The sequence below is a fragment of the Mesorhizobium sp. WSM4837 genome (genome assembly GCF_055811435.1).
This window is the reverse complement of sequence record NZ_JBVVQE010000230.1, coordinates 1-647: the sequence shown is the minus strand read 5'-3', so window position 1 is coordinate 647 and position 647 is coordinate 1. Positions and strand designations below refer to the sequence as shown.

Below are 647 nucleotides of genomic sequence, written 5' to 3'. Positions count from 1 at the left end.
AGAACGAAGCGGCTAAGGCCATTGCCGCCATTGATGGCCAGTCCGTCTTCCGCCTCGTGCACGACACGTTTCATCACGCCGCTCGCCGGGGAGCCGTTCTTCTCCTGCGACCTGACCGGTCTCGTGCACATCTCAAGCGTGAGCGATCCGATCGACGCGGTAGTCAATCAGGGCTTGCGACCCTTTTTGGCGTCCCGCGGAGAACTCATTCGAGACGCCTCCTGTAACAATATCTCGCGCATCCAGACGCTTGCCGCATCACTGTTGTGAAGGGCGGGCCATTGGAGGGCCTCGGTAAATGCGGGAAGCGGCAGCGGAAGTTCGATGATCTGCAGTGGGAAGGTTTTCTTGAAATGCTCAACCAGCCGGAAGGGCATGGTCGCTATACGAGCCGTGCCTGAGACCATCGGCGGGATCATGCTGAAGGCCTGCACGATGACCTCGACACGTCTCTTCAGGCCATGCTCAAGAAAAAAACGCTCCTCGACGGAGGGCTTCCGCCCGAACTTGGCCGCAACGTGCCTCATCGACATGTATCTCTCGAATGTAAGCTGCTGCGGCAGCTGCTTGTTCGTGGGGCAGCCTACGCACACGAGCGTGTCGTCGAACAGCGCCGCTCTTGGATGCGCGCTCGACATGAACAATTC

1 protein-coding gene and 1 pseudogene are annotated in these 647 nt (G+C 59.2%); one reads left to right on the top strand and one right to left on the bottom strand.

Annotated elements, in window-relative coordinates; translation table 11 throughout:
- Nucleotides 1–153, top strand: a pseudogene (locus AC0L3D_RS36875) (TIM barrel protein); the annotation flags it as partial.
- A 14-nt stretch (nucleotides 154–167) separates the two neighbouring features.
- Here the strand turns inward: AC0L3D_RS36875 and AC0L3D_RS36870 are convergent.
- The coding region (locus AC0L3D_RS36870) for a type 2 periplasmic-binding domain-containing protein (protein ID WP_473647555.1) at nucleotides 168–647 on the bottom strand (480 nt) is incomplete at its 5' end.